This window comes from Acidobacteriota bacterium (assembly GCA_016208495.1).
Taxonomy (GTDB): Bacteria; Acidobacteriota; Blastocatellia; order Chloracidobacteriales; family Chloracidobacteriaceae; genus JACQXX01.
Map to the genome: position 1 here is coordinate 1 of JACQXX010000010.1, position 26,744 is coordinate 26,744.

General features: G+C 50.8%; 23 protein-coding genes and 1 tRNA gene. 15 read left to right on the forward strand and 9 right to left on the reverse strand.

The window, feature by feature from the left end:
- From tuf to def, 14 genes are all read left to right on the forward strand, one after another.
- Positions 1-1,188, forward strand: a complete 1,188-nt coding sequence (gene tuf / locus HY774_01395) for an elongation factor Tu (GenBank protein MBI4747117.1) — start codon at positions 1-3, stop codon at positions 1,186-1,188.
- Positions 1,189-1,295: 107 nt separating this feature from the next.
- Positions 1,296-1,448, forward strand: a complete 153-nt coding sequence (gene rpmG, locus HY774_01400; protein ID MBI4747118.1) for a 50S ribosomal protein L33 — start codon at positions 1,296-1,298, stop codon at positions 1,446-1,448.
- Positions 1,449-1,459: 11 nt separating this feature from the next.
- Positions 1,460-1,535, forward strand: a tRNA-Trp gene (locus tag HY774_01405).
- Positions 1,536-1,631: 96 nt separating this feature from the next.
- Positions 1,632-1,856, forward strand: a complete 225-nt coding sequence (gene secE, locus HY774_01410) for a preprotein translocase subunit SecE (GenBank protein ID MBI4747119.1) — start codon at positions 1,632-1,634, stop codon at positions 1,854-1,856.
- A gap of 37 nt (positions 1,857-1,893) precedes the next feature.
- Complete coding sequence (nusG, locus tag HY774_01415) at positions 1,894-2,457, forward strand: transcription termination/antitermination protein NusG (protein ID MBI4747120.1); 564 nt, start codon at positions 1,894-1,896, stop codon at positions 2,455-2,457.
- Positions 2,458-2,538: 81 nt separating this feature from the next.
- Positions 2,539-2,964: a 50S ribosomal protein L11 gene (rplK, locus tag HY774_01420; protein MBI4747121.1), complete on the forward strand. Its 426-nt coding sequence runs from the start codon at positions 2,539-2,541 to the stop codon at positions 2,962-2,964.
- Between the two features lie 148 nt (positions 2,965-3,112).
- On the forward strand, positions 3,113-3,808 hold the full coding sequence (locus HY774_01425; protein MBI4747122.1) for a 50S ribosomal protein L1: 696 nt from the start codon (positions 3,113-3,115) through the stop codon (positions 3,806-3,808).
- 21 nt (positions 3,809-3,829) lie between these two features.
- A complete protein-coding gene (locus tag HY774_01430) occupies positions 3,830-4,372 on the forward strand; it encodes a 50S ribosomal protein L10 (protein ID MBI4747123.1) in 543 nt (180 codons plus the stop codon).
- A gap of 200 nt (positions 4,373-4,572) precedes the next feature.
- Positions 4,573-4,950, forward strand: coding sequence for a 50S ribosomal protein L7/L12 (rplL, locus tag HY774_01435; GenBank protein MBI4747124.1), 378 nt, complete (start codon positions 4,573-4,575; stop codon positions 4,948-4,950).
- An 829-nt stretch (positions 4,951-5,779) separates the two neighbouring features.
- Complete coding sequence (rpoB, locus tag HY774_01440) at positions 5,780-10,192, forward strand: DNA-directed RNA polymerase subunit beta (GenBank protein MBI4747125.1); 4,413 nt, start codon at positions 5,780-5,782, stop codon at positions 10,190-10,192.
- Between the two features lie 182 nt (positions 10,193-10,374).
- Positions 10,375-14,556 (forward strand): DNA-directed RNA polymerase subunit beta', encoded by a 4,182-nt coding sequence (gene rpoC, locus HY774_01445; protein MBI4747126.1) that lies wholly within the window; start codon positions 10,375-10,377, stop codon positions 14,554-14,556.
- A 426-nt stretch (positions 14,557-14,982) separates the two neighbouring features.
- The gene (locus tag HY774_01450) at positions 14,983-15,660 is read left to right on the forward strand and encodes a hypothetical protein (protein MBI4747127.1); all 678 of its coding nucleotides are present in this window, start codon (positions 14,983-14,985) and stop codon (positions 15,658-15,660) included.
- A gap of 92 nt (positions 15,661-15,752) precedes the next feature.
- The gene (gene aroC / locus HY774_01455) at positions 15,753-16,946 is read left to right on the forward strand and encodes a chorismate synthase (GenBank protein ID MBI4747128.1); all 1,194 of its coding nucleotides are present in this window, start codon (positions 15,753-15,755) and stop codon (positions 16,944-16,946) included.
- Between the two features lie 32 nt (positions 16,947-16,978).
- The gene (gene def, locus HY774_01460) at positions 16,979-17,482 is read left to right on the forward strand and encodes a peptide deformylase (GenBank protein ID MBI4747129.1); all 504 of its coding nucleotides are present in this window, start codon (positions 16,979-16,981) and stop codon (positions 17,480-17,482) included.
- A 94-nt stretch (positions 17,483-17,576) separates the two neighbouring features.
- Here the strand turns inward: def and HY774_01465 are convergent, their stop codons facing one another.
- From HY774_01465 to scpB, 6 genes are all read right to left on the reverse strand, one after another.
- Positions 17,577-18,005 (reverse strand): CBS domain-containing protein, encoded by a 429-nt coding sequence (locus tag HY774_01465; protein ID MBI4747130.1) that lies wholly within the window; start codon positions 18,003-18,005, stop codon positions 17,577-17,579.
- A 337-nt stretch (positions 18,006-18,342) separates the two neighbouring features.
- Positions 18,343-19,278, reverse strand: a complete 936-nt coding sequence (rocF, locus tag HY774_01470) for an arginase (protein ID MBI4747131.1) — start codon at positions 19,276-19,278, stop codon at positions 18,343-18,345.
- 319 nt (positions 19,279-19,597) lie between these two features.
- A complete protein-coding gene (locus HY774_01475) occupies positions 19,598-20,083 on the reverse strand; it encodes a S24/S26 family peptidase (GenBank protein MBI4747132.1) in 486 nt (161 codons plus the stop codon).
- Between the two features lie 220 nt (positions 20,084-20,303).
- Positions 20,304-21,581, reverse strand: a complete 1,278-nt coding sequence (locus HY774_01480) for a tyrosine--tRNA ligase (GenBank protein MBI4747133.1) — start codon at positions 21,579-21,581, stop codon at positions 20,304-20,306.
- 220 nt (positions 21,582-21,801) lie between these two features.
- Positions 21,802-22,785 (reverse strand): rRNA pseudouridine synthase, encoded by a 984-nt coding sequence (locus tag HY774_01485; GenBank protein ID MBI4747134.1) that lies wholly within the window; start codon positions 22,783-22,785, stop codon positions 21,802-21,804.
- Between the two features lie 56 nt (positions 22,786-22,841).
- The gene (gene scpB, locus HY774_01490) at positions 22,842-23,378 is read right to left on the reverse strand and encodes an SMC-Scp complex subunit ScpB (protein ID MBI4747135.1); all 537 of its coding nucleotides are present in this window, start codon (positions 23,376-23,378) and stop codon (positions 22,842-22,844) included.
- A gap of 52 nt (positions 23,379-23,430) precedes the next feature.
- Here scpB and HY774_01495 point away from each other — a divergent pair, with 52 nt between their 5' ends.
- Positions 23,431-23,568 (forward strand): hypothetical protein, encoded by a 138-nt coding sequence (locus HY774_01495; GenBank protein ID MBI4747136.1) that lies wholly within the window; start codon positions 23,431-23,433, stop codon positions 23,566-23,568.
- Between the two features lie 238 nt (positions 23,569-23,806).
- On the opposite strand, the gene HY774_01500 is transcribed toward HY774_01495, so the two are convergent.
- From HY774_01500 to HY774_01510, 3 genes are all read right to left on the reverse strand, one after another.
- A complete protein-coding gene (locus HY774_01500; protein MBI4747137.1) occupies positions 23,807-24,592 on the reverse strand; it encodes a segregation/condensation protein A in 786 nt (261 codons plus the stop codon).
- 17 nt (positions 24,593-24,609) lie between these two features.
- Positions 24,610-25,275 (reverse strand): site-2 protease family protein, encoded by a 666-nt coding sequence (locus tag HY774_01505; protein MBI4747138.1) that lies wholly within the window; start codon positions 25,273-25,275, stop codon positions 24,610-24,612.
- Positions 25,276-25,516: 241 nt separating this feature from the next.
- Entirely contained in the window at positions 25,517-26,581 is a 1,065-nt protein-coding gene (locus tag HY774_01510) for an SMP-30/gluconolactonase/LRE family protein (GenBank protein ID MBI4747139.1), read from the reverse strand.
- Positions 26,582-26,744 lie beyond the last annotated feature (163 nt).

Consider the following 26,744-nt stretch of genomic DNA (forward strand, 5'->3'; position numbering starts at 1 on the left):
ATGGCAAAAGAGAAATTTGATCGCAGTAAGCCACATATCAATGTGGGAACAATTGGACACGTGGACCACGGAAAAACAACGTTGACGGCGGCGATCACGACCGTGTTGGCCAAGAGCAACACCAAGATCCAGGTGAAATCATACGCGCAGATTGACGCGGCGCCGGAAGAAAAGGCGCGAGGGATCACAATCAACACGGCGCACGTGGAATACGAGACCAAAAATCGGCACTATGCGCACGTGGATTGCCCCGGTCACGCTGACTACATCAAGAACATGATCACGGGTGCGGCGCAGATGGACGGAGCGATTCTGGTGGTGGCGGCAACCGATGGCCCGATGCCCCAGACACGGGAACACATCCTGCTGGCGCGGCAGGTGGGTGTGCCGGCGATGTGCGTGTTTATGAACAAATGCGACATGGTGGACGACGAAGAGTTGCTGGAACTGGTGGAACTCGAAGTCCGGGAACTGCTATCGAAGTATGATTTTCCAGGCGACGACATTCCAGTGATTCGCGGGTCGGCGCTGGGAGCGCTCAACGGGGATCCGAAGTGGGAAGCCAAGTTGTTGGAATTGATGGAAGCGGTGGACAGCTACATTCCGACGCCGGTGCGTGTGACGGACAAGCCATTCTTGATGCCGGTCGAAGACATTTTCTCGATTTCAGGCCGTGGAACAGTGGCGACAGGCCGCATTGAACGCGGAATCGTGAAGGTCGGGGAAGAAGTGGAAATCGTCGGAATCCGGGCGACACGCAAGACGGTGGTGACGGGCGTGGAAATGTTCAAAAAACTGCTCGACGAAGGCCGGGCAGGGGACAACGTGGGATTGTTGCTGCGCGGTGTGGACCGAAGCGACATCGAACGTGGCCAGGTGATCGCCAAGCCGGGATCAATCACGCCGCACACAAAGTTCAAGTGCGAAGTCTACATTTTGACGAAGGAAGAAGGTGGCCGCCACACGCCATTTTTCAAAGGCTATCGGCCCCAGTTCTACTTCCGGACCACGGACGTGACCGGAGTGGCGACGCTGCCGGAGAACGTGGAAATGGTGATGCCGGGCGACAACGTGGCCCTGGAAGTCGAATTGATTACCCCAATCGCGATGGAAAAGGGGTTGCGGTTCGCCATCCGTGAAGGTGGCCGCACCGTCGGTGCCGGTACGATCTCAGATATTCTTGAGTAAGAAACGTGCATTTGTGATTTGCGATTTGCCACTTGCCATTGTGAATTCAACACGATGGCAAGTGGCAACTGGCAAGGGCAAATCGCAAAAAACAAATGAGGTGAGTTATGGCTCGTGATAATGTGACGTTGCAGTGTCCGGAATGCAAAAACCGGAACTATGTGACCAATAAAAACAAGAAAACCACAACGGGACGCCTGCAGTTTTCAAAATTCTGCCGCTTTTGCCGCAAGCATACTCCTCACAAAGAAACCAAGTAAGCATTGCTCACAGGGGTATAGTGTCAACGGTTAGCACGTCGGTCTCCAAAACCGAAAGTTCGGGTTCGAATCCTGATACCCCTGCCACTTCATCCAATCGCAGCAGTGCGCCGTCCCTTTATTCAAAGTTGAACTTTTGAGGAGAGTAGAGTACGTATGAGTCAGGCTTCTGAGGTAGCACGCATGAGTGAATCCAACTGGTTGGCAACCAAATGGGCGGGCGTGACCCACTTTTATCGAGATGTGAAACAGGAGATGAAACGAGTCTCCTGGCCTTCAAAAAACGAAGTGCTCTCAACCACAGTGGTCGTTGTGGTAGCCGTTACCTTTTTTGGATTTTTTCTCTGGGTTGTTGATGTGTTAATCACACTCGGATTTGAACAACTCACCAAGTGGTTTACTCGATAGGAATACAAGGTTTCGCCGCGGCGAAAAGTGAATAGCAATGGCAAAACGGTGGTTTATTATTCATACCTATTCCGGGTATGAAAAAAAAGTCAAAGAAAGCTTGCAAACACGCGTCAAAGCCTATGGGATGGAAGATGAAGTCCCTCAGGTGCTCGTTCCGACTGAGACCGTCTTTGAAATGCGTGGAAACAAGCGAATTGAAACGTCGAGGATGATCTTTCCTGGCTACGTTTTGGTCGAAATCGAGACAGATGACAAAACCGGTGAAATGTCAGATAAAGTCTGGCATATCATTAAAAGCACGCCCAAAGTGACCAGTTTTGTCGGAGGCCAAAAACCCACGCCGTTAACTGACGAAGAAGTCAATCAGATTATCCATCACGTTACAGAAGCCACGGAAAACCCCAAGCCGCGGGTCTCCTTTACTCATGGCGAAACTGTCCGAATTACCAGTGGGCCATTTACCGGGTTCACGGGCGTGGTCGAAGAAGTCAACCTTGATAAAAACACATTGAAAGTCATGGTGACGATCTTTGGACGGGCAACACCAGTTGAACTGGATTTCACCGGGGTCAATAAGCTCTCGTTTTCTGAAGAATAATACACAGTTGGTTCAGGTAGCGACCGGCCCTGGTGTCGTGAGTTACCCGTTAGACTCTGAAGCACAGCACGAAAGACAACTATGGCAAAGAAAATCACTGCGTACATCAAGTTGCAGATCCCGGCTGGGAAAGCCAATCCAGCGCCTCCAATTGGTCCGGCGCTCGGTCAACACGGCCTCAACATCATTGGCTTCTGCAAAGAATTCAATGCCCGCACCGCCAATATGGGAGACCTGAAAATCCCGGTGGTGATCACGGTATTTGCTGACAGATCCTATACCTTTATTACCAAAACGCCGCCGGCGGCTGACCTGTTGAAAAAAGCAGCAGGGATTTCTTCCGGTTCGGCCAAACCCAATCGCGACAAAGTTGGCAAAATCACAAGTAAACAATTGCGCGAAATTGCAGAATCAAAAATCCAGGATATGAATTGCGGTTCAGTCGAAGCAGCGATTCGAACTATTGCGGGCACCGCTCGCAATATGGGCCTTGAGATTGTTGACTAATTTCAGTTGCATTGATGATCACCCTCGATTTTGCCACCGGGGGTGATTTTTCATTCCAGGCAACCTCTTCGTTTGGGTGCTTCGATGAGCATCCAGGGAGTAGTTCCGGCTGCGAGGCCGGCTACGTTTGTACCTGAAAGGACATTATATGGCAAAGGTTGGAAAAAAATATAAAGCCGCAACGGCGCAGATTGATGCCACCAAATTGTATCAATTGCCCGACGCGCTGCAGTTGGTCTCAAAGATTGCCTTCGCCAAGTTTGATGAAACCGTGGAAGTCACCATGGTGCTTGGCGTTGATCCGCGAAAAGCGGATCAAATGGTGCGCGGCACGGTTGTGCTGCCCAATGGGCTTGGAAAATCAAAACGGGTGTGTGTGATTGCCACTGGTGAAAAACAGCGCGAAGCTCGCGAAGCCGGTGCTGAAGAAGTCGGCGGCGAAGAACTCGTTGACCGGATCAAAGGCGGCTGGCTTGATTTTGATGCGGTGATTGCAACTCCGGACGTGATGAAACAGGTCGGGACGCTCGGTAAAATTCTTGGGCCACGTGGGTTGATGCCAAACCCGAAGACTGGCACTGTGACCTTTGATGTCGCCAAGGCAGTTCAAGAAACCAAGGCTGGGAAGGTGGAATACCGCGTTGATAAAACCGGTGTGATCCATGCTCCAATCGGCAAAGTTTCCTTTGGCTCACAAAAGCTGTTTGAAAATGCCAAGGTGCTCATTGATGCGGTCATCAAAGCCAAACCACAGACTGCCAAGGGGCGCTATGTGAAAGGAATGCACCTCTGCTCGACGATGGGGCCGAACGTGCGTTTGGATGCGGCCAGTTTCCACGTCTAAAGGGAGTGAAAAGAAAAGCCTATGAATCGGACTGAAAAAAACCAAGAGCTTGAGGTATTGGCCAAAAGCTTTCAAAGCACCCCACACGCATTCCTGGTTGGATTTCAGGGATTGACCGTCGGGGTGGATACCAGCTTGCGCGCGGAAATGCGCAAAGCCAACATTACCTACAAAGTAGTAAAAAACACCCTGGCCCGACGTGCCGCGAAAGGCACGGCGCTGGAAGTGGTTGAAAAGGACTTTGTCGGCCCAACGGCAGTTGCCATTCATCCGGAAGACCCGGTGACCACCGCCAAATTGCTGCAAAAGTTTTTCAAAGAAAACCCGAAGTTTGTTTTCAAAGCCGCTGTGGTTGAAGGCCGTGCGATTCAGGTGACTGAACTCGACGAACTGGCCAACATGCCATCCCGTGAAGAATTGCTGTCCAAGCTGTTGTTTGTGCTGAATTCAGGTGCTCAGCGCCTGGCATCCGTTACCAACGGTGTGGCACGCAACCTGGCGATTGTACTCAACCAGATTCACGAACAGCGGGCCAATGCGGAAACCCCAGCCGCTGCCGAGTAATTGCGCCGGGGATTCGCCTAAAGTCTTTACTTTTATTGTTTCAAACAACGCCGCGGTCTGTCAGAGGCGCGCGTTGGGAGCCTGGACGTAGCCTTTCGAGGAGATGCACCTTCGGAGACGCGTTCACTGGCGGTATACACCACAACCGCTGGGAAATCTGGAATCTTACGTGTTTTGATCGTTTTTTGGAGGAAGAGATAATGTCTGAGAAATTAGAAGCTATTTTATCAAGTGTTGAATCCTTGACCTTGTTGGAAACTGCCCAGTTGGTCAAGATGATGGAAACTCGCTTTGGCGTATCCGCTGCCGCTGCCACTGCCGCTGCTGCACCGGTTGCTGCTGTGGTTGCTGCTCCGGTCGAAGAAAAGACCGAATTTGACGTGATCTTGACCGGCGCCGGCGCCAACAAGATCAATGTGATCAAAGTGGTCCGCGAATTGACCTCACTCGGCCTGAAAGAAGCCAAAGACCTGGTGGAAGGCGCGCCCAAGGCTGTCAAAGAAGGCGTCAACAAGGACGAAGCCGAAGCCGTCAAGAAGAAATTGGTCGATGCTGGCGCAACCGTCGAAATCAAGTAGTTTCCCTGCGGTCACTTTACGGCTTGCCATACCTGGTTTTCGGCCAGCAATGCGGTAAAGTGACTTGCACTTCGCCGGGCAACGCCTAAGCTTAAAAGGGGGAAGTGCATTCTTCCCCCTTCAGTTCATTTTAATCCTGGATCGCAGAATGTGTCTCTGGCAGCGTTCATTCAGAGAGGATCGCCACCATCCTCACTGGAACTGTTCGAAGGACACGCCATAACATCTCTGTTTTTCAAACCTCTGATAATCATACTTTTTCAGAGGAGGGCCCGCTGACCTCACAAAATTGTCAGCTTCATGATTTCCAAAATAATATGGTAGTGCTCCAAATCCGACCTGGAGTACCCGTTTCTGGCCAGTTCTGGCAGATTCGACTGATTCCGATACGGGATCTTTCATCAGGTTGGGGCATTGGTTGCTTTTAGTTCTGAAACGCGCTTGAAGAGCGTGCTGAGAAACGTGTCTCAGTACGGTCTTCCATTTTGTGTTTAAGCCGCTTTTTTGATTTACATTCGGTTGATTGACTTTCCCCGGCACTGCGAGCGGCGAGTTGGTAAGCCTAATCAACCAGTCGAAGGTTGTTTCCTTGGGCAACACCTTTATCCTGGCTTTTCTGGATGATCCGCTCCAATCGCCAATCACTGGCCCCAGTACCACCCCAGTTTGATCAGCCATGTGGGACAATATCGCCATTATGTTTCTTCATTTCCTGCCACAGCACACCGTCCGGCTGGCTGGATCACTCCTTCGCCGTTCATCCGATTTTCCAACTTACAGTTTGGCGCACCAGCGCACATGCAAACAGAGGTGAAACGCTGCTATGTCAATGTCTCTGACAACTAACCCTACGCCTACTGAGCGCCACGATTTTTCCAAGATCAAAACCACGATTCGCATTCCGAACCTGATCGAGGTTCAGCGCGAATCCTACAACCGCTTCTTGCAAATGGATTTATTGCCTGATGAACGCGAAAGTATCGGGCTCCAGTCTGTATTTAGATCTGTTTTTCCGATTAACGATTTTCGCGAGACAGCACAACTCGACTTCGTCGATTATTCGATTGGAGAATGGAAGTGCAAATGCGGAAAAAACGAAGGTCTGAAATTCTTGCGTTCCAACTGCCACAGTTGTGGTTCGACGATTCGCATTGACCCCCTTTCCGGCGAAGACATCGTGTGCGGAACGTGCGGCTCCCTCAACAAAAACATTGTCACGCTGTGCGATGTGTGCGGCGAACCCGTTGGTCTGAAGCACAAATATGATGTGCAAGAGTGCCAGGAACGTGGAATGACCTATGCTGTTCCACTGAAAGTCAAAATCCGGCTGACGGTGTGGGACAAAAACGAAGAAACCGGGAAGCGTTCACTGCGTGACTTCCGTGACGAAGATGTGTACTTCGGCGATATCCCGCTGATGACGGAAAAGGGCACCTTTATCATCAACGGGACCGAGCGCGTGATCGTGTCACAGTTGCATCGCAGCCCTGGGGTATTCTTTGAAAAATCACCGGTTTACCTGGCAAAGGTTATTCCATACCGCGGTTCCTGGATCGAATTTGAATATGACCAGAAGAACCTGCTCTATGTCCGAATTGACCGAAAACGAAAGTTTTTGGCTTCGATTTTCCTGCGGGCGCTTGGCCTGATGGTCAAACTTGATGTGCCGGGAATTCACCGGGGTGACTATTCGGATTCACAAATTGAAGAGCAAATCCGGCTGGCGTCCTATGCTGACGCCGAGATTGTGCGCACGTTCTATAACGTGAGCAAAATTTCCGTCCACGACAAGAAATTGTGGTTGAAAGTTGGACCAAGCCTGCACGATATGAAAATCCAGGGCGGTGTGACCAATCCGGCCACCGGCGAAGTGATTGTCAAACCGGCTGGGAAGCTCACCAACCGCAAAATTGACGAACTCCACAAGGCCAAAATTACGGAAATCCCGGTCGAAGCCATGGACCTGGAAGGTGCCTGTTTTGTGGATGAAGTCATCAACAACGCCACTGGCGAAGTGTTGGGCGAATCCCACAGCGAATTGACGGCCAAAGAGTACGCGGCACTGGTTGATTCTGAAACAGACACGTTTGAGATTTTCTTCCCGGAACGTGACGATGTCGGGACCATCCTGGTGCAAACCCTCAAGAAAGATAGCGTTCGCAAGCCGGTTGATGCGTTGCTGGAAATCTACCGCAAGATGCGCCCAGGTGACCCGCCAACCGTGATGACGGCGTGGAATCTGTTTCACGGAATGTTTTTTGACGAGCGGAAATTTGATTTTTCACGGGTTGGACGCCTCAAGTTCAACATTAAAATGGGCCGACCTGACCGCGACCGCCTCAACGAGCAAACCCTGTCTCCAAAGGATTTCTTTGATGTGATTGCCTATGTGCTGAAACTGCGTAAGGGCAAGGTCACCGGACCACACGGCAAAGAATTGATTTATGAAGCGGATGATATTGATCATTTGGGGAATCGCCGGGTCCGTGCTGTCGGCGAACTGCTGGAAAACCAGTTCCGCATTGGTCTGGTCCGGATGGAACGCGCCATCAAGGAAAAGATGTCGATCCACCAGGAAATGCAAACCGCGATGCCGCGCGACCTGATCAATGCCAAACCAGTGACGGCTGCCGTGCGCGAATTTTTTGGTTCCTCCCAGTTGTCGCAGTTTATGGACCAAACCAACCCGCTGTCGGAAATTACCCACAAGCGGCGTCTGTCGGCCCTCGGGCCGGGCGGTCTCTCGCGTGAGCGAGCCGGGTTTGAAGTCCGCGACGTGCATCCGACGCACTATGGCCGTATCTGTCCGATTGAAACTCCTGAAGGTCCGAATATCGGGTTGATCTCGTCGTTGTCCTGTTTTGCTCGAATCAATGAATTCGGCTTTATTGAGTCACCGTACCGCAAAGTTGAAAATGGTCGGGTGGTTGAGTACGTGCGCATTACCAATGGCGGCGATACCGAACTCAAACCTGAGATGCACCTGTCGGCTGATGAGGTCAATCGCATCAATAAAGCCCTTCCACCAGGCAAGAAGACCGCCGATTATGAACCGCATCCATTTTATCTCTCCGCCTGGGAAGAAGATAAATACACGGTCGGACAGGCCAACATCACGGTTGATGAAAATAACGTGATCCTCAACGAACGGGTCTCGTCACGAAACCAGGGGGACTTTAAAGAATCAGCTCGCCATGAAATTCATTTTGTGGACGTTTCGCCCAAACAGTTGGTGTCGGTGGCTGCCGCGTTGATTCCGTTCCTCGAACACGACGACGCCAACCGCGCACTGATGGGATCAAACATGCAACGTCAGGCGGTGCCGCTGCTGCGAGCCGAAGCTCCATTGATCGGAACCGGGATGGAGAAAGTCACCGCCCAGGATTCGGGGGCTGTCGTGCTGGCCCGTCGTGATGGCGTGGTGGATAGCGTTGACTCGGAACGAATCATCATTCGGGTTGACAATACTCAGTCCGGATCGCTTTCACGCGAAGTCACCGCCGATATCTATCAGTTGGTCAAGTTCCGTCGCTCAAACCAGAGCACCTGCATCAACCAGAAACCGATTGTGCAGGTTGGACAACGGGTCAAAAAAGGTGATGTGCTGGCGGACGGTCCATGTACTGATTTCGGAGAACTCGCCCTGGGCCGTAACGTCCTGGTGTCGTTTATGCCGTGGCGTGGATACAACTTCGAAGACGCAATTCTGATTTCTGAAAAGCTGGTGCGGGAAGATGCCTACACCTCAATTCACATTGAAGAACTCGAAATCGAAGCTCGTGACACCAAGCTGGGGCCTGAAGAAATCACACGTGATATTCCAAACGTCTCGGAATCAATGCTGCGTGACCTTGATGAGTCGGGCATCATTCGCATCGGCGCTCGGGTCAAACCTGGGTCAATTCTGGTCGGCAAGGTGACACCAAAGGGTGAAACCCAGTTGACGGCGGAAGAAAAGCTGCTGCGAGCCATCTTTGGTGAAAAAGCCGGTGATGTGCGCGATGCCTCGCTGACCTGTCCTCCAGGAATTGAAGGCACGGTGGTGGATGTCAAAGTCTTTACTCGCAAGGGCGCTGAGAAAGACAAGCGGTCACTGGCAATTGAACAGACCGAAGAAAACCGCCTGATCAAGAACTTGAACGACGAAAAGCGAATCCTGGAGGAAGAGCGCAACAAGCGTGTGTACGAACTCCTGGATGGACAGCGCGTGGCCAAGGAAGTCATTCACGGGAAACGAACCGTGGTTGGCAAAGGCGATGTGCTGACCCTGGAGACACTGCGCACCCTCGATTTAGGCACGATCAAGAAAATTGAACTTGAAAATGCCAAAATTGATGTTGCCGGCGAGGTAAAAGAACTTGAAGAACGCACCAAACGCCAGATCAACATTTTGCAGGAACTCCACCGCGAAAAAGTTGACAAGCTCAAAAAAGGTGACGAACTGCCGCCAGGCGTGATCAAGATGGTCAAAGTCTTCATCGCAATGAAGCGCAAGCTTTCCGTCGGTGACAAGATGGCCGGTCGTCACGGGAACAAGGGGGTGATCGCCCAGATTCTCCCTGAAGAAGATATGCCGTATCTGCCTGATGGAACTCCAGTTGAAATCGTGCTTAACCCACTGGGGGTGCCATCGCGTATGAACGTCGGTCAGATCCTCGAAACCCACCTTGGCTGGGCGGCCAAAATCCTTGGCGTCCGATTTGCGACCCCGGTTTTTGACGGCGCGTCGGAACTCGAAATTAAGGAAAAGCTGAAGATCGCCTCAGATATCCTTGATGCTGATGAAATTCCGCCAATGATCAACCAGTCTGGAAAGACCATGCTCTTTGACGGAATGACCGGCGAAGCGTTCGAACAAATGGTGACGGTGGGCTATATCTATATGCTCAAACTGTCGCATTTGGTGGACGATAAGATCCACGCCCGGTCAATTGGACCATACTCGCTCATTACCCAGCAGCCGCTGGGCGGAAAAGCGCAATTCGGCGGCCAGCGATTTGGGGAAATGGAAGTCTGGGCCCTCGAAGCCTATGGGGCAGCCCACATTTTGCAAGAATTGCTGACGGCCAAATCAGACGACGTCGCGGGACGTTCAAAGAGCTATGAAGCCATCGTCAAAGGCGAAACCGACTTTGATCCAGGTGTGCCAGAGTCCTTTAATGTGCTCGTTCGTGAGTTGCAATCACTTTGCCTTGATGTCGAGCTGGTCAAGCGCGAAGAAAAGGAAGAAACCGCAAACTGAATGAAGGATGAAGCAGAATGAAGAATGAAGAGTGAGGTCACATGAAGAATGAAGAATGAGGAATGAAGAAAATAAGCTGGTAGGCTTAAATTCTCATTACTCATTCTCCGCTCTTCATTCTCCGCTCTTCATTCTCAATTCTTCATTCTCCATTCGATGGGGAGGGTATAAACGTGTTCAGGATGTATGACAACAAAACAGTTGCCCCGGATTTTGAGGCAATTCGAATTTCATTAGCTTCCCCGGAAAAGATTCGTTCCTGGTCACACGGGGAAGTGACCAAGCCTGAAACCATCAACTACCGCACGTTCAAGCCAGAGCGGGATGGTCTTTTCTGCGCGCGAATTTTTGGGCCGGTCACTGACTGGGAATGTTTGTGCGGCAAGTACAAACGCATGAAGCACCGTGGGGTGGTGTGCGACAAGTGCGGCGTTGAAGTCACGCTTTCTAAGGTTCGTCGCGAACGCCTTGGGCACATCGAACTGGCCAGCCCGTGTTCCCACGTGTGGTTTTTCAAAGGATTGCCATCACGCATCGGCCATCTGCTCGATATTCCACTCCGTGAGCTGGAAAAGGTCCTTTACTTCGAGTCGTACATCGTGGTGGATGCGGGCGACGTGGCTGATATCAAGGAAAAAGACCTGCTGAGCGATGAGCAATATCGCAAGCTGATGCAGGAATTCCCAGGCCGATTTGTGGCCAAGATGGGTGCCGAAGCGATCAAAATTTTGTTGGAAAAAGTGGAAATTGATGACCTGGCGGTTGAACTGCGCCAGCGCATGAAAGATGAAACGTCCCAGCAAAAGAAATTGAAATACTCCAAGCGATTGAAAGTTGTTGATGCCTTCCGACGCTCGGGGAACCATCCGCAATGGATGATTTTAGACGTTATTCCGGTGATCCCACCTGAATTGCGGCCACTCGTGCCGCTCGATGGTGGGCGTTTTGCGACTTCAGACCTCAACGATCTGTATCGCCGTGTGATCAACCGCAATAACCGGTTGAAGAAACTGCTGGAACTCAAAGCCCCGGAAGTGATCGTTCGCAACGAAAAACGCATGCTGCAGGAAGCTGTTGACGCGCTCTTTGACAACGGACGCCGTGGCCGCGTGTTGCGTGGGGTCAATAACCGCCCGCTCAAATCGCTGTCAGACACACTCAAAGGAAAGTCAGGCCGCTTCCGTCAAAACCTGCTTGGAAAGCGCGTGGACTATTCCGGTCGTTCGGTGATCGTGGTTGGTCCGGAACTGAAATTGCACCAGTGCGGACTGCCCAAGAAAATGGCGCTCGAATTGTTTAAACCGTTTATTTACAACCAGCTTGAACGTCAGGGCCATGCCGCGACCATCAAGCAGGCCAAGGAAATGGTCGAACGCCAGGATCCAGCCGTGTGGGATATTCTCGAAGATGTCATCCGCGAGCACCCGGTGCTGTTAAACCGCGCTCCGACACTCCACCGATTGGGGATTCAGGCATTTGAACCGGTTCTGGTCGAAGGGAAAGCCATCAAAATTCACCCGCTGGTCTGTACTGCATTCAATGCTGACTTCGACGGTGACCAGATGGCCGTGCATATTCCGCTTTCACACGAAGCCCAGATCGAAGCCACTGTATTGATGCGGGCCGACAACAACATTCTGTCGCCAGCCAACGGTCAGCCAATTGCCGTTCCAACCCAGGATATCGTGTTGGGCTGTTACTATCTGACCACTGAACGGCCACATGATGAAAAGGCAGGGCGAATTTTTGCGAGCAAGGAGGATGTGCTGCTGGCACATGACTCCGGTATTGTGAGTACCCAGACTCCGGTCAAACTGGCCTTTGAAGGTCGGATTATTGATATGGAGCAGGAGCGTGACAAACAGGATGTGCTCCGGGCAACGGTGCGCGAAATCAAACAGGTCATCAACACGACGGTGGGTCGCGTCATTCTCAACGAGCATCTGCCCGTGGAAATGCCGTTCATCAATGGCGTGATGAAGAAGAAGGGGCTGCAATCACTGGTAAACTACTGCCAGCTTTGCTATTCGCACGAATTAACAGTCAAAATGCTCGACGCGCTGAAGGCAATTGGTTTCCTCTATGCCACCAAGGCGGGGATTTCCATTGGTATTGATGATCTGGTGACACCTGATAACAAAGTGGATCTGGTGGCGAAAGCCGACCAGGAAGTCGCCGAATTCCAGCGCCAGTACGAAGAAGGCACCATTACCAATGGCGAACGCTATAACAAAGTCGTTGCCATCTGGTCTCAAACCACCGAAGCCGTCGCCGAGCAGATGTTCAAGGCCATGAAGACCCGCGAAGAGAAGTTTGGCGAAATGAACCCGATTATGGTTATGGCTGACTCTGGGGCGCGCGGTTCAGCTCAGCAGATTCGCCAGTTGGCCGGGATGCGCGGTTTGATGGCCAAACCATCCGGCGCGATTATCGAAAAACCGATCCGGGCCAATTTCCGCGAAGGTCTGGACGTGTTGGAATACTTCATTTCAACCCACGGCGCACGCAAGGGGTTGGCGGATACGGCACTCAAGACGGCTGACTCGGGCTATCTGACCCGGCGTCTGGTGGACGTGGCTCAGGACGTGATTGTGTCGGAAGATGATTGCGGCACGATTCGCGGCATCTGGGTCGAAGCGATTACCGAAGGCGGCGAAGTCATTGAATCGTTGCGCGACCGCATCATTGGGCGGGTGGCGCTAGAAGACGTGATTGACCCGGTGACGGGCGAAACGATTGTGGCCGCTAATTCAGAAATTTCAGAATTGCTGGCGGCTGAAATTCAGGATGCTGGCGGGATTGAACGCGTGAAGTTGCGTTCGGTGTTGACCTGCGAATCACGGCGCGGCATTTGTATCAAGTGCTATGGCCGGAACCTGGCCACCGGGAAGATGGTCGAAATGGGTGAAGCGGTTGGTGTGATTGCCGCTCAATCAATCGGTGAACCTGGAACCCAGTTGACGATGCGGACTTTCCACATCGGTGGTGCCGTTTCGGGGTCATCCGAACAGTCATCTCACGAAGCCCGCAAGGGTGGCCGCGTTCGCTTCTTTGAACTCAACACTGTCCAGAATCGCGACGGCAAGCTGGTTGCCATGAACCGCAACGGGTCAATTATTGTGATTGATGAAAAACGCAACAATCGCGAAATTGCCCGCTATCAGATTGTGTATGGCGCCAAATTGCTCGTCAATGATGGTGATATGGTTGAGGAAGGTCAACCACTGGCCCAGTGGGATCCATACACGTTCTCAATTCTCACCGAAGTTGAAGGAACCATTCACTTTAAAGACCTGCTTGACGGTATCACGATCCATGAGGAAGTTGATGAACACACCGGCAACCGCAGTATGATCGTGATGGAATCAACCGATGAAAAACGGCAGCCACGGATTGAAATTCTGGCACCAGATAGCCGGAAAGTACTGAAGAGCTATCAAATGCCAATCCGGGCCAACTTGACGGTTCGGGACGGCGACAAGATTGCTCCGGGCGATATCATTGCCAAGATTCCGCGCGAATCAACTCGTGCCAAGGACATCACCGGCGGTTTGCCGCGGGTGGTCGAACTCTTTGAAGCCCGCCGACCACGGGAAACCGCGGTGATGGCTGAAATCAATGGCCGGGTTGAATTTGGGAATGTGACCAAGGGGCAACGCAAGATCCGGGTCGTTGGGGACGACGGTGAAGTTCGCGAGTATTCAATCCCACGCGGCGTGCACCTCAATGTGCAGGAAAGTGACCGCGTGCGGGCTGGCGAACCTTTGATGGATGGACCGCTCAACCCACATGACATTCTGGCGGTGCAGGGAATGGACGCATTGCAGAAATACCTCGTGAATGAAATTCAGGAAGTCTATCGTCTGCAGGGCGTCAACATTAACGACAAGCATATCGAAGTCATTGTTCGCCAGATGCTGCGGTGGGTGAAAGTCAAAGAAGTTGGCGATACGGAATTCCTGCTCGAAGAACAGGTTGACCGGTTCCGCTTTGAAGACGAAAACAAACGGGTTCTGGAACAGGATAGCCAGCCGGCGATTGCCGAGCCGCTGTTGCTTGGAATCACCAAAGCCTCGCTTTCAACCGAAAGTTTCATTTCGGCTGCCAGCTTCCAGGAAACCACCCGGGTGCTCACCGAAGCCTCAATCTCAGGTCGCACTGATTACCTGCGCGGCTTGAAGGAAAACGTGATTATGGGCCGGTTGATTCCGGCTGGAACCGGAATGGAATTTTATCGTCGGTTCCGCCTGATGAACGAATCTCACATTGAGGATAACCATATGACCATGCGTGAAACTGAGGAAGTCCTTGACACAATGGTCAGCCACGAAATCAGTGCTCGTCAGGCAGCAAAAGAAAAATAACGCCGGTTGATATCTGGTTGAGTTGATACAATCCGAGTTCCTTCGAGGACTGAAAAAATGATCGGGGCGGATGAAATTACCTTTATCCGCCCTGTTTGTTTTGCATAATCCCTGATTTTGAAAAAAAACTCAAAGAAAGTATAAATCTAACTAGAAAAGCAGGTTATCTGCGGAAATCTAACGGGAAATTGCTATAAATCTGTCAGGAAAAGAGAAAAAAGAAAAAAGAGTTGTTGACGACAAAAAACAATTGATTATGATGCACGTCCATAGACACTCTCTCAGGACCAAAATCACCTCTTACATCTCAAAAAAACACTGGTTCCCAGTGGAAGAACTGGACGCATGTGTGTCCGGTTTGAACTTCACTTGTTCCAGAGCATACCTGCCGCATCATCACTCGAGAAAAACAGGAAGAAAACACCTATGAACCGCAAGACCATGATTACCGGTTTGTTAGCTATAAGTGTGACTTTTGGAGGAATGGCCTGCTCGTCACCACCTCCCGCAGCCCCCGCAAAACCCGCAGCCCCCGCCGCTCCGGCGAAACCGAAACCGACGTCCACCAAACCCGCACCGGCACCAAGCAAGCCACCTGAACAGCCCAAGAAAGAAATTCCAGCCGCCACCAAAGTAGCGGTTCCGGCTGATTGGGATACCTATTGGGATAGTGAAAAGGGATATCAGTTTGAAGTTCCAACTGGGACCAAAGCTGAATGGGTAACGGTTGAAGGTGTGGATTGGTTTGAGGGGACCACCCCATCAAACGTTCAGGTAAACGTTGCAGCGTATAAAGATAAAAGTGCCTCGAAAGAAGATTTATTAGCGCTTGCAAAACAATTTTGCCTTCAGGACGGCGATACGGATGTTGTGATTGGTGAAGCCAAGGAACTCAGTGGCGATTATTCCCTGGCTGAAGGGAGCGGCACCTTAAAAGATGGAAAGAAATACAAAATGAAGATTTTGGTCGCAACGGATGTGACAGATAACTACATCGTGATTCTGTGGACAGACGTTGATAAGTATGATGCCAATAAAGATATCATTGATGGTATCTGGGGCAGCTTCTCAATGTACAGCGGTGGGTTTACTGGCGAAAGTTAAACCCAACCACTCGACAGTTGGTTTACAATAGGGGCGAAAAGGGGTGAACCTTTTTCGCCCCTATTTATTTTTTCATCAAACAACGAGGTGCTATGTTCCGATTCACAACGGCTGGCGAATCACACGGCAAGGCATTGGTGACCATTGTCGAAGGAGTCCCATCCGGGTTAACCATCGAGACCAGCCAGATCAACCACCAGCTCTGGCGGCGTCAGCAAGGGTATGGCCGCGGCGGACGCATGAAAATTGAAACCGACGCGGTGGAAGTTCTGTCCGGCATTCGCCATGGCAAGGCGCTGGGCTCACCGATCACCTTGCTGATTCCCAATCGGGATTTTGCCAACTGGCAGACCGTGATGGCCTCCGACGCCATTCCTGAGTGGGACGCCATCGAGGGCGATACCAAAAAATCACGCCAGGTGAAACGTCCACGTCCCGGTCATGCCGACCTTTCAGGCGGTGTGAAATATGCAACCCGCGATTTACGCAATATTTTGGAACGGTCAAGTGCGCGTGAAACAGCGGCTCGGGTGGCAGCCGGGGCGGTGGCCAGAGCCGTACTCGCTCCGTTTGGCATTGAACTGATCAGTCACGTTACCGTGCTGGGTGGAATTCCGTCAGATCAGCGTCTGACGAGTGCCACCTGGGAACAAATTGCCGCCATTCAGGACAACACGGTCATGCGATGTGTAGACACTGATCTTGAGCGGCAAATGGTCCTGGCCGTTGATCAGGCACGCCAGAGTGGCGATACCCTCGGTGGCACCTTTGAGGTCGTGGTCCGTGGCCTTCCGGTTGGTTTAGGCTCGCATACCCGATGGGATACCCGGCTGGATGCCCGACTGGCCCAGGCGCTGATGTCAATCCAGGCGGTGAAGGCAGTCGAAATTGGAGTTGGTGTGGAAGTCTCCCGCTTGCCCGGCTCGCAGATTCACGATGAAATTGGATATAATTCCGAAACTCAGCAGTACACACGTCTTACGAACCGGGCTGGTGGACTTGAAGGCGGAATGACCAACGGCCAGGAATTGCGGGTTCGGGGTCACTTAAAGCCGATTTCCACACTCCGAAAACCACTCAAAAGTGTTGATATCGAAACCAAAGCCGAGGTCGAAGCAGCTTTTGAACGCTCTGACATCACGGCTGTTCCCGCGGCTGGGGTGATTGGTGAAGCGATGGTGGCGCTGGTGCTGGCTGAGGCAATGCGTGAGAAGTTCGGCGGAGATTCAATCCAGGAGATGCAGCGAAACTTTAACACCTATGCCGACCAGGTGGCCGCTTATTGATCGGTCGGTTGAACTCATTTCAGAGGAAGACTATGAAGTTGAATATTGTAAAATTTGGAGATCCAATCCTGCAGCAGAAAGCTGAGCCAGTCACTGAGTTCAATGCAGAATTGAAAGAACTGGTCGCCAATATGTTTGAGACAATGTATGAAGCGCCTGGAGTTGGACTGGCCGCTCCACAGGTCGGCGTTTCGAAGCGGTTGTTTGTGATGGATTGTTCGAAAGACCGTAGCCGGCAGTTTGTGTTTATCAATCCAGAGATTCTTTCAAACGAAGGGAAACAAAAAGGCGATGAAGGCTGCTTGAGTTTTCCTGGAATCTATTTTGCAGTGGAACGCCCGGTGCGAGTGGTGGTTTCAGCCCAGGATGTTGACGGAAAGAAATTTACCGTTGACTTGATGGAGCTTGAAGCCCGCTGTGCAGTGCACGAAACCGATCACCTTGACGGAGAACTCTTTATCAATCGAGTCGGCCCGCTCAAACGCGACATTATCAAGGGTCGCATTAAGAAGATGATGAAAGCCGGGAAATGGTAAGGATGACAAGGTGACAAGATGACAAGGTGACTGAAAACTCAGGACTATCACGCTGTCATCTGGTCACCTTGTCATCTTGTCATTTGCTCACTCATCAGGCGGTAATATAGTTTTCGAGTTGTTGAATAATAAATTTCTGCTCAGAAATAATGGCTTTCACCACATCCCCAATTGAAATCATTCCCACCAGCTTCTCACCTTCCAAAACTGGCAGGTGACGGATGCGTTTGTCGGTCATCAAGGCCATACATTCATCAATGGATGTTTCTGGTCGAATTGTGATGAGTTTGTCGGTCATAATTTCCCGGACCCGAGTCTCCTTTGACGCTTTTCCTTTCAAGATCACCTTTCGGGCATAGTCCCGTTCAGAAAGCAGGCCGACCAGTTTCGACCCTGACAGAACGACGAGCGCTCCGATTTCCTTTTCAGCCATGAGTTCAAGTGCCTGGAAGACAGAGGCTTCTGGGGTAATTGACCAGACATTCATTGGTTTGGATCCTAAAAGCTCTTTGACGGTTCTCATGTGACGAACTTCCTTTCTCTGTGGCAGGACACAGATTGGATAAGGTAGGAGTAGGTAAAGTCGTGACGGTTGCCCAGAAAAGGAGGGAGGGAAGTGAGGTGGAGGCGATTTTTTGATTACTTACTGAGTCGGTTTGTGGCGACTGAACGCAAAGGAGCAGGGTAAAGAAGCCTGCTCCTTGTTTTTTGTGAGGAAAACCAGCTCAAAATCATGACTTGACGCTGGACTGATATTATCTCATTTTGAACTTATCTCTTTCTGTTAGAAAACAGTCAAGCTATTTGATCAAATGGAGTTAGCGAACTACTGACTACTGACTACTGACTACAAACTGCAGTTACATGATTTTCAGTCCAAGGGCGGAAAGAATCAAGTGGGCGCCAAGTTCGCCAGTTCGGTTGGCTTCGTCGAGCACGGCGTTGATTTCCACCATTTCAACCGAAAGCATTCGGCCTGAATCGTGAATCTTTTCCATGGCCAGATGACTTTCGCGATAGGTGCCGCCACCCGGTACTGGGGTACCAACGCCCGGCGCGTGCTCTGGGTCCACAAAATCCATATCAAACGTGGCGTGAAACCCGATGGTGTAGCGAGATGCGTGTTCAATGGCTTCGTCCATGACCCGCGCCATGCCTTTTTCGTCAATATCGCGCATGGTATAGACCTTGAGTCCAAGCTTGCGAGCCAGATCACGCTCACCCTGGTCAATTTGACGTACACCAACGATCACGGTGTCTTCCGGTCGAACCTTTGGACAAAATCCGCCGATGTCGGTCAATTCCTTTGGACCAACACCTAACAGAGCCGCAAGCGGCATTCCATGAATATTGCCGGAGGGCGAAGTATCAGGCGTGTTGACATCGGCATGGGCATCAATCCAGATGATCCCAATCCGTTGATTTCGACGACGGTAATAAGCGGAAATTCCCGCCACGCTTCCAATCGCAATTGAATGATCGCCTCCCAGGATGATTGGCAAGGCTTCCTGTTCTAAAATCCATTCGACCCGTTCGGCCAGAATTTCGGATGATTTGACGACCTGAGCCAGATATTTATGACGCCGGTCGGTTTCACCGACTGTGAGTGTTTCCGCCAGGTCAACTGGAACATTTCCAATATCTTCAACTTCATACCCCATTTCCTGGAGTTTGGCGCTGAGTCCTGCAATGCGCACAACCGAGGGGCCCATATCAACCCCGCGTCGGTCTGCTCCGAGGTCCATCGGCGCGCCCACAATTTTCAGTTTTCGGGCTGATACCTTAGGACTTACCATAAAAATTTCTCCTCAAATAAATTCGGAACGATAAATCAGGCAAATGAATCTGCAAAGACTGCTCGACTTAAGGCAGCCACGATGTCTGTCTGCCCAATTCCTCGTGTATGGTTTCAATTGGATAAAAAGGGTAACTGTGCATGATGCGTGCAACGATGATCTATGGATATATTGCGGCTCAAAGCGAGAGAAAGCAACCAAAACCGGCTTGTAACGAATAAGTTACAGTAAGCGACTTTGTTGCAGGCGGCGAAATGTGACTTGTGGGAATCTGGATGTTTTCTGACCAGCTCAAATGTGGAAGAGATGTGGTGTTGGGCTATTTGGGAGTTGAAAAAACCGTCCGACGGAGTTGCCAGCGCATTTTTAAACCCAACAATCGCGTGCGAACTCGTTGCCAGAATGTCGTCAAATCCGTTTTCTGGCCGTTATGCTCAATATGGCTGATGCGTCCAAGGACATGTGAGAGTGGAACCGGAACATCAAAGTACTCGGTTGAATCACCACGCGTCAAAACATACGGTGGGTCTTTGGTGAAATCGAGCCGGATTAATCGGTGAATCATGGCGGTTTCACTACTGGTTACCAGGAGCACAATATCGCCAGCTTTGAGCGTGCCAGGTTTGATGGGTTCAATTGTAATCCAATCACCATTGTGGATCGTGGGTCGCATGGTGTTGCCACTCAGGCGCATCCGGAAGGTGCGGTGACGAGCCAGCTCAGCTTGAGCCAGTTTGAGGATTTCAGGTGATGCCAAAGTGAGTTCGGCGGTAGATCGAACCTTGGTTTTGCTCTGAATGCGCATAGCGTGGGGTCACCCGTAACGCTGAAAAATCACTGAGCGGGAGGCTCCGCTCAATCATAACGAGCAGGTTGAATTGTGCAAGTCCTGGATTGAACAACACTGGAATTTGCGTCTGGTTTTTAGCTTGCTGAAAAAACAGGTGTGGTTCCCAAACGATGATCTCTTTGCTCTGGGTTTCAGGTTTGGGAACGCAAACCTGAAACCCGAAATGGAATGAGAATTATTCGACCTCGATCCGCACCAGATGATAATTTTTGACCCCTTTGCGAAGTACTCCGTAGCGACCACTCACAAAACGCTCTCGCGAAATGCGTTCCTGTGGTGCTGCAACACGAACGTTGTTGAAATAAATCCCGCCTCCCTGGATCGTTCGTCGGGCTTCGCCTTTTGACGGTGCCAGACCTGCCGCCACCACCAGGTCAACAATGCTCGCTTCGCCATCGGCAAACAACGAGGCTGAGATGTCAGACGACGGTGTGTCTTGAAAGATGGTGAGCAAGGTTGATTCACTGATATCAGTAATGGCTTCGCCAAACAAAATCCGGGATGCCTGCAGGGCCTGTTCCAGGGCTGTCGGACCGTGAATAAACGCCGTCAATTCAGCCGCCAGTTTCTTTTGGGCGGTTCGCTGGTCAGGATGCGCTTGAAGTTCGTGTTCCAGGGCGGCAATTTCTTCCTGACCGAGGAAGGTGAAGCATTTCAGGTACCGGACCACATCCTGGTCATTAGTGTTAAACCAGAATTGATAAAACTCATAGGCCGAAGTCCGGTCTTCGGTCAGCCATACATTGCCCTGCTCAGTTTTCCCAAACTTGGTGCCGTCAGCTTTGGTTACCAGCGGGAATGTGACGCCATAGGCTGGCTGCGAGCGCATTCGGCGAATTAAGTCAATTCCGGCAGTGATATTGCCCCATTGATCGCTGCCGCCAATCTGGAGCGAGCAGCCATACTGATCAAAGAGTTCAAGATAGTCACGTGCCTGGAGCAATTGATAGCTGAATTCCGTGTAGGAAATGCCGGTTTCAATTCGCCGCTGAACTGACTCTTTGCCCATCATGGCATTGATCGTAAAGTGTTTACCGACTTCACGTAAAAATTCCAGAATCGAAATTTCCTTGAGCCAGTCAACATTGTTGACCAGTTGGGCGGCATAAGTGCCTGAAAAGTCAAGATATCGTTCCAGAATCCGTTTGATACCTTCTGCATTGGCATTGACCTGTTCAAGCGTGAGAAGCTGACGTTCGGCGGATTTCCCGCTTGGGTCGCCGATCAGGCCCGTTCCTCCGCCAGCCAGAGCAATTGGTTTATGCCCGGCTCGTTGAAATCGAACCAGCCCCATAATCGGCACCAGGCTGCCGACGTGCAGGCTATCCGCCGTCGGGTCAAACCCGGCATAAAGCGTCAATGAATCTTTGGCGAGTGCCTCCACCAGGCCAGGGGTAAAATCATGGACCTGACCGCGCCAGGTCAATTCATCAAGGATAGTGTGTGTGGTCATAGATTTTGGTTATTTTGGCAAACTCGTCAGTAGAGCAAATAGTGAATAGCGAAATTGCGAAGTAGAAAAACCACCTGAACAGAGTTTCATTGTTGACAGCAATGAGCGAAGGGTAAAGCTTGCTATTTCACCAGTTCATATCAATTTGCAATGAAACGTTTGTGCTGGAAAACAGTCAAGTGATTCAACCAAATAAATTTAGCGAACTACTGACTACTGACTACTGACTGATATCACTATTCTGCCCCTTCACCCCATCACGTTTGATACTTCGCTTTTGGGCATTTGGGCGCTTTCCATATTTGCTGGCGGGATCTTTCCCAATCGTGTGAGTGAGTCGTTTTTTCTGTTTAAATTTGGCGACTCCCTGCGGTTTGGGTTTTCCAAGTTTTTGGGGACGGGCCGTGAGGTCTTCGACAGTGATCGGGGCGGTTTCAACCGGTGCCTTCCCAGTAGCTTTTTGGCGGGCGGTCTTTCTGGCTTTCTGGAAAAATCGTTCGACTTCCTTTTGAGTCAGTTCGCGAACCATTCCGATTGGAAGCTTTTCATCGGTCAAATGACCAATTGCAACCCGGCGAAGCTTGACGACGGAATGCCCGATTTCGTCAAACATTTTGCGAATCTGGTTATTTTTCCCTTCGTGCAGGGTCAGTTCAAACCAGGTATTGGCCGCGTCGGTGATTTCCAGTTTGCCCAGCTTGGCGATTTTATACAGTTCGCCTTCAATCATCATTCCGCGCAAAATTCGCCCAAGTTGTTCCTGGGTCGGGCTTCCCTTGACCTTGACGTGATAGACCTTCGGGCAGTGACTGCCGGCTTTGGTAATCAGATTGGTGAGGTCGCCATCATTGGTCAGGATCAAGAGCCCTTCCGTGTTGAAATCAAGCCGTCCAACCGGATACACCCGAGGCATTCCGGTTGGAATAAATTCTGTCACCAGCGGTCGGTTTTGAGGGTCTGAAAGGCTGGAGAGGTACCCTTTGGGTTTATTCAGCAAAAGGTACACTTTGGCGGAGTTTTCAAGCAGCGGGTTGATCAGTTTTCCGTTGACTTTGATATGGTCCTGGGTCGGATCGGCTTTGGTGCCGAGTTCGGTCACCACCTGGCCATTAATGGTAACCAATCCTTCCTGGATGAGTTCTTCAGCTTTGCGCCGTGAGGCAAGGCCGGCATTGGCAATAATTTTTTGAAGTCGTTCGAGCATAAGTACAAAAAAATCAAGAAGTAGGGGCGTCGCTGTTGTGAACTGCGCCCAGGGATTTAGGTCGTAGCCGACAAATCTTCAAGGTCTTCAATATTGGGCAGTCCCGTCAAATCTTTGAGTCCAAACTGAAGCAGAAAATCTTTTGAGGTGCCATACATCATTGGCCGGCCTACGCATTCCTTGCGACCTTTGGGAACGATCAACTTGCGATCCAGCAGCGTCTTGATGGCGGAAGATGACGAAACCCCACGAATCTCCAGAATTTCGGGAATCGTGACGGGTTGTTTATAGGCAATGACCGCCAGTGTTTCCAACGCCGCCAGCGAAAGCCGCGATGAAGGTTTGGATTTGGCATACCGCCGCAAATATTCATGAAACTCTGGACGGCTGGACAACCGCCAACCACCAGCAATTTCCCGGAGTTCAAGACCAGAGCGGCGTTCGCGATAGTCCGATTCCAGATGTTGAAGGGCGACTTCGATATCTGCCGGGCTGGCCTCGTCAATCAATTCAATGAGTTGTTTGAGGGTGATTGGCTCGTCTGAAACAAAAATCAACGCCTCAATTACAGATTTTAATTCGTCAAAGTGCATAAAGTAGTCAGTAGTCAGTAGTCAGTAGTGCCAGTTAAGAGTTGAAGCCGTTTTGGTGCTCAGCCCTGGAACTGGGCGCCGGCTTGTAGCCCAGGGCGAGTCTTCGAGCCCTGGGAATCTGGTCATTCCCCACCTTTCCCCCGCCCGGCCAGCCGCCGCCTACGGCGGCTGGCCGGGCGGGGGCGGGTAAGGAGGCAAATTTTCCCAGGGTTAAAACCCTGGGCTACATGCCTTCCGCCCAGTTCCTGGGCTCAAATCCGTTCTTTTTTCAACTCTTAATTCGCATCAGTAGTCAAGTGTTGGGATTCTGGGATTGGTGTCAAATGTATTTGGTTCTATTCGAGTCATTTAGGAACAATTCTTCTTAAGAATTCGACAAACTTAACTATCCAGGTTTTATCTACTGACTACTGACTAAATTCTACTGACTATCTGTTCGATTGTCGTTTGACAAGGATGTCGCCAAAGGTTTTTTCCTGCACGATCAACAATGAGTACTCTTTGACTAACTCCAGCAGGGCCAGCAGGATACAAATCATTTCACGTTTTGAGCGTGAAGCTTCAAACAGGGAGCGAACATTGATGGCTTTCTGTTTGGAAAGCAGGGAACGCAATTCAATCAGTTTTTGGGCCTGAGTGACTTCATCCCGGGCAATTTCAATTTCGACTTTTTCGCGGCGGCGTTCCACGACGCGGCGAAACGTTTCCAATAAATCGAAGACGGTGGCGACCACTTCGCTGTCGAGTTCGTCTTCCGGAATGGGTCGAGTAAATACTGCCTGTTCGACTTCGGCCCGTGACCAGAGCATATGGGCAGCCGTTTTGTATTTTTGGTGTTCAAGCAACCGGCGAACCAGTTCTGAGCGGGGGTCTTCGGTTTCGTCACCGGCTTCAATGCTTGAAGCCGGTGCTTTGGGTAAGAGCATTTGCGATTTGATTTGAATCAAGGTCGCGGCCATCACTACAAACTCGCCAGCCAGATCAATATCAAGTTCTTGCAATTCTTGAATATAAATCAGGTATTCTTTCGCGATGCGAGCTATCGGGATGTCATAAATATCAATTTCATCCCGTTTAATCAGGTAGAGCAACAAATCAAGCGGACCCTCAAACGTGGCCAGTTTGATTTTGTAATCGTATTCCGAATTCTCCTTGATAAAAGCAGCTTCCAGATCAATTGGTCGTTTGGATTCAACAGGTTTTGGTGTTTCCATAGTTGCTGAGGCTACCTTTACAAACCGAGGAGAAAGACCAATCCAAGCGTCACGATTTTGAATACCGGAGCACAAATCATGTTCAGAAGGCCAGTGACAATCCCGATCAGCAAAATGACGAACCCATATTCGCGCAGACCTTCATAGGCATCCATCAGTGTTGGTGAAATCACACTCAACAGGCTGGAGAGAATATGGCTTCCATCCAAAGGTGGAATTGGAATCATATTAAATACTGCCAGACCAATATTGAGCATAATCATAAATCGCAGCAGAAATCCGATTGGCTCCTGTAATCCAGCACCGGCCAGATTGGTCCAGAGTCCAGTCATCAACAAGATTTTAAACAGTGCGCCAGCGATAAAAGCCAGGATTAAATTGCTCGCTGGTCCAGCTCCTGAAACCGCAATGTTTCCCCAAAAGTGGTCTCTCCAGCGTGATGGATTGACTGGGACTGGCTTGGCCCAACCAAAATAGATCGTTCCAGCCGTCAACAACGTCATTAAAGGGAAAAGAATGGTTCCAAACAGATCAATGTGGACGGCTGGATTGAGTGAAACCCGGCCCATCCACCGCCCTGTGTCATCGCCAAATTTTTCAGATGTCCAGGCGTGTGCCGCCTCGTGAATGGTGAGCGAGAACAAAAACACCACAAAAGCAATGGCAGCTTCACCAAGATTCACAACGTACCTCTTTCTTGAGAAACCGACTGGGAGTATTTCTTGATCCAGTCGGCGTGAGTATGTTCCGGGTTCCGGGTTCTAGGTTCTGGGTTCTGGGTTCTGGGTTCCGGGTTCCGGGTTCCGGGTTCCGGGTTCCGGGTTCCGGGTTCCGGGTTCCGGGTTTTTCGAAAATATGAGGAATTCTGTCACCTTGTCACTTTGTCACCCTGTCATCTTGTCACCTTGTCACCTGGTCATTCTGTCACCTTGTCATTGAGTCACTTTCATCCAGCCAGGGCATATAGCCTTTCACGCCGAGCGGGGCACGATACACTTCACCCGTGGTGGTCAAAAGAGCATTTCCCTGGTCATCAAAGGCCAGCCCGACCAGATTATTTCCAGCCAGTACCCGTTCAGGAGAACCTCCGGCGGCTGGGATTTTGAAGATGCCTCGCAGACCATCAAGACTTGCCGCGACATACAGATTCCCATCTGTGTCAAACGCCAGCCCCTGTGGACGTCCAAGGCCAATGTGAAACGGTTTGACCTCACCCTCAAGTGTAATCTCGGAAATGACTTCGCGACTTCCGCCAGTGGTGGGGCCGGTGACATACAGGTTGCCGTTTGGACTGAAGGCCAAATGATAGGCGGCAACGCTGGGCTCTAACATTGCAAATTTATGTGCTTTACCCAGTTCATCAATGCGATAGACAATGCCCTGGCGATCACCAACAAATAATTCACCTTTGCGGTTAAAAATGATTCCAGTGGCAACGCCTAAATCTCGAACAAAGGCTTCCGATTCACTAAAGGGAGACACGCGGTAGACATTCCCGTCATAGCGACTGGAAATGTAGAGCGTTCCTTCCTGGTCAAAAGCCAGACCGGTCGGATTGATAATATCTGAGAGGAATTTCGAGACTTTTCCGCTTGAAGAAATCTTCCATACCGAGACTTCGACTTTTTTCCCCCGCGCACCCGACAACGTGGTGTAGATATTGCCGCTATCTGGGTCAAACGCCGGATTGGCAACCGGATGCAGGTCACTGGCCAGTAATGCCCCAACATGAAAGGCCGCTACATTGCTTTCCTGGTGATTGGCTTTTAACCGAATTCCGGCTGAGAGGTCATCGTCGGCGCTGATTTCAGGAATGCCAATCACCACCCGTGTGGTTGAAGCACTGATGATTCGAGCCCGGGTCGAGCCAATAAAAGCCTGACATTGGGTGAAATTTGAGGTATCGAAATCCTGACAGGTTACAATAACTTCGCCGCCAGGAATTCCAACCTGTGGATGAACATGTGAAATTTGAGGTTTGAGCGCCATTCGCTTTCAGTATCAGAATGAAAATTTAAGGTTGAAGATGACGCCTTACCTTCAGTCTGGAAAGGCGTGGACAATCAAAATGTTTTGAACCTGTTGAGCATAGCACATTTGGGGAACAAGCTGGAAAGTCCCTCCCGTATCAGCCACCCCGAAGCGAAGTTCA

What these genes read in the sequence shown, in the direction of transcription:
- tuf (MBI4747117.1), top strand. Translation starts at nt 1, where the DNA reads ATGGCAAAAGAGAAATTTGATCGCAGTAAGCCACATATCAATGTGGGA.
- rpmG (MBI4747118.1), top strand. Translation starts at nt 1,296, where the DNA reads ATGGCTCGTGATAATGTGACGTTGCAGTGTCCGGAATGCAAAAACCGG.
- secE (MBI4747119.1), top strand. Translation starts at nt 1,632, where the DNA reads ATGAGTGAATCCAACTGGTTGGCAACCAAATGGGCGGGCGTGACCCAC.
- nusG (MBI4747120.1), top strand. Translation starts at nt 1,894, where the DNA reads ATGGCAAAACGGTGGTTTATTATTCATACCTATTCCGGGTATGAAAAA.
- rplK (MBI4747121.1), top strand. Translation starts at nt 2,539, where the DNA reads ATGGCAAAGAAAATCACTGCGTACATCAAGTTGCAGATCCCGGCTGGG.
- HY774_01425 (MBI4747122.1), top strand. Translation starts at nt 3,113, where the DNA reads ATGGCAAAGGTTGGAAAAAAATATAAAGCCGCAACGGCGCAGATTGAT.
- HY774_01430 (MBI4747123.1), top strand. Translation starts at nt 3,830, where the DNA reads ATGAATCGGACTGAAAAAAACCAAGAGCTTGAGGTATTGGCCAAAAGC.
- rplL (MBI4747124.1), top strand. Translation starts at nt 4,573, where the DNA reads ATGTCTGAGAAATTAGAAGCTATTTTATCAAGTGTTGAATCCTTGACC.
- rpoB (MBI4747125.1), top strand. Translation starts at nt 5,780, where the DNA reads ATGTCTCTGACAACTAACCCTACGCCTACTGAGCGCCACGATTTTTCC.
- rpoC (MBI4747126.1), top strand. Translation starts at nt 10,375, where the DNA reads ATGTATGACAACAAAACAGTTGCCCCGGATTTTGAGGCAATTCGAATT.
- HY774_01450 (MBI4747127.1), top strand. Translation starts at nt 14,983, where the DNA reads ATGAACCGCAAGACCATGATTACCGGTTTGTTAGCTATAAGTGTGACT.
- aroC (MBI4747128.1), top strand. Translation starts at nt 15,753, where the DNA reads ATGTTCCGATTCACAACGGCTGGCGAATCACACGGCAAGGCATTGGTG.
- def (MBI4747129.1), top strand. Translation starts at nt 16,979, where the DNA reads ATGAAGTTGAATATTGTAAAATTTGGAGATCCAATCCTGCAGCAGAAA.
- HY774_01465 (MBI4747130.1), bottom strand. Translation starts at nt 18,005, where the DNA reads ATGAGAACCGTCAAAGAGCTTTTAGGATCCAAACCAATGAATGTCTGG.
- rocF (MBI4747131.1), bottom strand. Translation starts at nt 19,278, where the DNA reads ATGGTAAGTCCTAAGGTATCAGCCCGAAAACTGAAAATTGTGGGCGCG.
- HY774_01475 (MBI4747132.1), bottom strand. Translation starts at nt 20,083, where the DNA reads ATGCGCATTCAGAGCAAAACCAAGGTTCGATCTACCGCCGAACTCACT.
- HY774_01480 (MBI4747133.1), bottom strand. Translation starts at nt 21,581, where the DNA reads ATGACCACACACACTATCCTTGATGAATTGACCTGGCGCGGTCAGGTC.
- HY774_01485 (MBI4747134.1), bottom strand. Translation starts at nt 22,785, where the DNA reads ATGCTCGAACGACTTCAAAAAATTATTGCCAATGCCGGCCTTGCCTCA.
- scpB (MBI4747135.1), bottom strand. Translation starts at nt 23,378, where the DNA reads ATGCACTTTGACGAATTAAAATCTGTAATTGAGGCGTTGATTTTTGTT.
- HY774_01500 (MBI4747137.1), bottom strand. Translation starts at nt 24,592, where the DNA reads ATGGAAACACCAAAACCTGTTGAATCCAAACGACCAATTGATCTGGAA.
- HY774_01510 (MBI4747139.1), bottom strand. Translation starts at nt 26,581, where the DNA reads ATGGCGCTCAAACCTCAAATTTCACATGTTCATCCACAGGTTGGAATT.